General features: G+C 70.3%; 3 protein-coding genes and 1 pseudogene. 3 read left to right on the top strand and 1 reads right to left on the bottom strand.

The window, feature by feature from the left end; translation table 11 throughout:
* A pseudogene (locus PKH97_RS14130) lies at positions 1 to 176 on the bottom strand (replication-associated recombination protein A); the annotation flags it as partial.
* A 250-nt stretch (positions 177 to 426) separates the two neighbouring features.
* Here PKH97_RS14130 and PKH97_RS14125 point away from each other — a divergent pair.
* The 3 genes from PKH97_RS14125 to PKH97_RS14115 form a co-directional block, all read left to right on the top strand.
* Positions 427 to 1,824, top strand: a complete 1,398-nt coding sequence (locus tag PKH97_RS14125) for a nitrate/nitrite transporter (RefSeq protein WP_324388186.1) — start codon at positions 427 to 429, stop codon at positions 1,822 to 1,824.
* Between the two features lie 2 nt (positions 1,825 to 1,826).
* Positions 1,827 to 4,004, top strand: a complete 2,178-nt coding sequence (locus PKH97_RS14120; RefSeq protein ID WP_324388185.1) for a molybdopterin oxidoreductase family protein — start codon at positions 1,827 to 1,829, stop codon at positions 4,002 to 4,004.
* Positions 4,001 to 4,393 (top strand): FAD-dependent oxidoreductase (locus PKH97_RS14115; protein WP_324388184.1); only part of this gene is annotated, 393 nt, incomplete at its 3' end. The genes PKH97_RS14120 and PKH97_RS14115, both read left to right, overlap by 4 nt.

The raw sequence follows: 4,393 nt of genomic DNA, 5'->3' as shown, positions 1-4,393 counted from the left end.
CCGCCGCTGCCCTCGATCAGCCGCCGCAGCGGCGAGCCGACCCGCAGCACCTCGGCCTGACCACGCACCTGCGCTAGGGATCGCGGGCGCATGCGCACGGCGAGCGGCGCCAAGGAGGCCTCGGTCGGGCCGGCCTCGGCCGCCGCCGCCCCGAAGAGATCTGGCCCCGTGCTCATCGCTCAAGGCTAGATGAGCCCCCCGACAGGCTCCGTCCGCCCGCACGTGGGCCCTGGCGAGGAGACCGTGGATTCACAACGGCCAGGGCCAGCGCCTGAAAACCATTTCACGCCCCGGAAACCTGAGCCGTCATTCCCTGTCACACCCGCCACGCACGATCCTGACCAGCGCCAGAGCGGGCGCCCCCACCCTTTCGCGGGCCCGGCCGAGCCGGCCCGCGCCCCTGCCACCTTGTGCAAGGAGAGCGCGATGACCACGTCCATCACCGGCGACGAGCCGACCACGGCTGAGGCGTCACCGACACCGACCGGCACCCCCGACCGTCACATCGAGCATCAACACATCGGTCCGCAGCACTCCAGCGGCCGGTGGATTCACGGCTGGAATCCCGAGGACCCGACCTACTGGCGCGGCGGCGGCGCCCTCATCGCCCGCCGCAACCTCACCCTGTCGATCTATGCCGAGTTCCTCGGCTTCTGCGTCTGGGCGCTGTGGAGCGTCGTCGTGCCGCGCCTGCCCGCCGCGGGCATCGACGTCACCTTGAGCCAGCAGTTCTGGCTGGTCTCGGTGCCGGCGCTCGTCGGCGCCACCTTGCGCATCCCCTACTCCTTCGCCGTCACCCGCTTCGGCGGGCGCAACTGGACGGTCATCTCCAGTCTCCTGCTGTTGCTGCCGGCCCTGGCCCTCGCCTGGGGTGTCTCGACCCAGCAGTCGTATGGCGTGCTTCTCGCCTGCGCCGCGCTCGCCGGCTTCGGCGGCGGCAACTTCGCCTCCTCGATGACGAATATCTCCTTCTTCTATCCAGAGGCGGAGAAGGGGAAGGCGTTGGGGCTCAACGCCGCTGGTGGCAACCTCGGCACCGGGATCGTTCAGATGGTCGTCCCGCTCATCATCGCGATCGGCGCCGGCATCCACCTCGAGCGCGCCGGCCTGATCTTCGTCCCCTTGGCCCTGATCGCGGCCGTCCTGGCCTGGCGCGCCATGGACAACCTCGATGCTGCTCGGTCTGACCTGTCGGCCTACCGCGGGGCGCTGCGGGTGAACCACACGTGGCTGATCTCCTTCCTCTACATCGGCACCTTCGGCTCCTTCGTCGGCTATTCGGCCGCCTTCCCCACCCTGCTGAAGTCGCAGTTCCCGGAGAAGTCGCCCTATATCGCCTTTGCCGGGGCCATCATCGGCGCCCTCCTGCGCCCCCTCGGCGGCATCGTCGCCGACCGCGTCGGCGGTGCGAAGCTGACGATCGCCTCCTTCGGCATCATGGCGCTCGGTGCCTTCGGCGCCATCGTCGCGCTGGGCCGGCACAGCTTCGTCCTCTTCCTCATCTCCTTCTTCACGATGTTCGCCGGGTCCGGCATCGGCAATGGCGCGACCTATCGGATGATCCCCGCGGTCTTCCGCCTCGGCACGAGCGCCGACACCTTGCCAAAGGCCCGACGGATGGCCGGCGCCTGCATCGGCATCGCTGGCGCGATCGGCGCCTACGGCGGCTTCCTCATCCCCCAGGGATTCAAATACTCACTGGCGCAAGCCGGTTCGATCAAGCCCGCACTCTGGGTCTTCATCGGCACGTATGCCGTGATGGCCGTCCTCACCTATGCCGTCTACGCTCGCCGCGGCACCGCCGCGCACACGGCGAAGGTCTGATCATGCCCGGAACGCCTCGGCCGGCCGCGAGTGCGGCGACCCACTGCCCCTACTGCGCGCTCCAGTGCGCGATGCGGCTGACCGCGGCGACCGGGCTCACCGTGCAGGCGCGGGACTTCCCGACCAATGGTGGTGGCCTGTGCCAGAAGGGCTGGAGCAGCACCGGAGTCGTCACGGCACCGGACCGGCTCACCCGCCCGTTGCTCCGCGGCAACGGCGGGGAGCTGGTCCCGGTGTCCTGGGAGGTTGCCCTCGACCACATCGCCGCGACCATCCGAGATATGCAGCGCGAGCACGGCAAGGACACTGTGGCTGTCTTCGGCGGTGGCGGGCTGACCAACGAAAAGGCCTACCAGTTGGGCAAATTCGCGCGCCTGGCATTGGGCACGCGCTTCGTCGACTACAACGGTCGCTTCTGTATGTCGAGTGCGGCGGCCGGTGCCAATCGCGCCTTCGGCCTCGATCGCGGCCTGCCCTTTCCGCTGGCCGATCTCGGCGGAGCGGACGCCATCCTCCTGCTCGGGAGCAACCCCGCCGAGACGATGCCGCCCTTCGTGCGTCACCTCGCTCCGGTGCGTGGCCGGGGTGGCTTGATCGTGGTGGACCCGCGCCGGAGCGCAACTGCGGCGCTCACCGAGGACGGCTCCGGGCTGCATCTGGCCCCGCGCCCCGGCACCGACCTGGCGCTGCTGCTCGGCATGCTGCACCTGCTGTTGGCCGAGCGGCTTATCGACCGGGCCTATGTGGAGGCCCGCACCGAGGGCTTCGAGGAGGTTGCGGCGTCCGTCGGCCTGTGGTGGCCCGAGCGCGTCGAGCAGGTCTGCGGCGTGCCGGTGATCGATCTCCAGAGTGCTGTCCGGCGGCTGGCTGCCGCCGCGCCTGTGCACGGCGGTCGCGGTGCCTACATCTTGACCGGTCGTGGCGTGGAACAGTCCAGCCAGGGCACGGCGGCTGTGACGGCCGCGATCAATTGCGCTCTTGCCCTGGGGCTTCCGGGGCGAACCGGCAGCGGCTATGGGGCGCTGACCGGGCAGGGCAATGGGCAAGGTGGCCGCGAGCACGGCCAGAAGGCCGACCAGCTGCCGGGGTATCGCAGCATCGAGGACCCGGCCGCACGCGCCTACGTCGCCGGCGTCTGGGGCGTCGACCCCGAGGTGATCCCGGGCAAGGGCGTGCCGGCCGTGGAGTTGTTGCGTCGGTTGGGCACGAGCGGTGGCCCACGGGCACTGCTGGTCCACGGCTCCAATGTGGTCGTTTCCGCTCCGAATGCCGAGCGGGTCACCGAGCGTCTGCGCGCTCTCGATCTGCTCGTCGTTGCCGATGTGGTGCCGTCCGAGACGGCTTTGCTTGCCGATGTCGTCCTCCCAGTCACCCAGTGGGCCGAGGAGGACGGCACCATGACCAACCTGGAAGGTCGAATCCTGCGCCGCCGCAAGGCGATCGAGCCTCCCGGCGAGGCGCGGTCGGAGTTGTGGATCTGGGCCGAGCTGGCCTCCCGGCTCGGCGCGCCCAGCACCTGGCCGACCGAGCCGGCCACCGTCTTCGCCGAGCTTGCCGAGGCCAGCCACGGCGGCGTCGCCGACTACAGCGGGCTCACGCACGACCTGATCGACGCCACCGAGGCCGCCGGCCACGGCTGCTACTGGCCGGTCCCCGACGCCCCTGACCCCAGCGCCGTCCCGGACGGCGGGCATGGCACACCCCGGCCCTTCCTGGACGGCTTCCCCCGGCCGAGCGGGCGGGCCCGAGCTGTCTCCGTCACGTATGCCGAGCCCGCCGACAATGTCCGCGCCGGTGCACCGCTCTATCTGACGACCGGGCGCCTGCTGCATCACTACCAGTCCGGCGCCCAGACCCGACGGGTCGCCGAACTCGTGGCCTCGGCTCCCGAACCCTTCGTCGCCCTGCATCCCCTACTCGCCGACGTCCACGACATCGCCGAGGGCGATCTCGTCGCCGTCACGACCGGGCGGGGCACGGCATACGTGCGGGCGAGGGTCACCGCGGACCAGCGGCCGGACACGCTCTTCATGCCCTTTCACTGGGGTGGGCTCGGCAGCGCCAACCGGCTCACCAACGACCGCACCGATCCCGTCTCCGGGATGCCTGACTTCAAGGTGTGCGCCGCCTCGATCGCGCGTGTGCCCGCTGCCGTCCCCGAACTGGAGGTCATCGCATGACTCGCCTCGTCGTCATCGGCAATGGGATGGTCGGGTCCCGCTTCACCGCCGATCTGCTCGCTGCGGACCACGCCGGCCGCTACACGATCGACCATTTCAGCGCGGAGGCCGGGCACCCCTACAACCGCGTGTTGCTCAGCGATGTCGTTTCCGGCACAAGGGATTTCAGTGCTATCGGGATGCCGCAGGCGAGCGACCCCCGATTGACCGTCCACCCGGGAGTGGCGGTGACCGCGATCGACCGCGAGGACCGTGTCGTCATCACCGGTGACGGGCGACGCACGCGCTACGACCAACTCGTGCTTGCCACGGGCGCCCGCGCGCGGGTGCCGGCGCTCGATGGCCTGACGTGCAGTGGCGACCTGCCGCGCGGCGTGCGCACCCTGCGG

Origin of the sequence: Nostocoides sp. (assembly GCF_035343835.1) — a bacterium.
Lineage (GTDB): Bacteria > Actinomycetota > Actinomycetes > Actinomycetales > Dermatophilaceae > Nostocoides_A > Nostocoides_A vanveenii.
This window is presented reverse-complemented; position numbering and strand designations above follow the sequence as displayed.

Coding starts and splice junctions, on each gene's coding strand:
- PKH97_RS14120 (WP_324388185.1), top strand. CDS start 1,827: ATGCCCGGAACGCCTCGGCCGGCCGCGAGTGCGGCGACCCACTGCCCC.
- PKH97_RS14125 (WP_324388186.1), top strand. CDS start 427: ATGACCACGTCCATCACCGGCGACGAGCCGACCACGGCTGAGGCGTCA.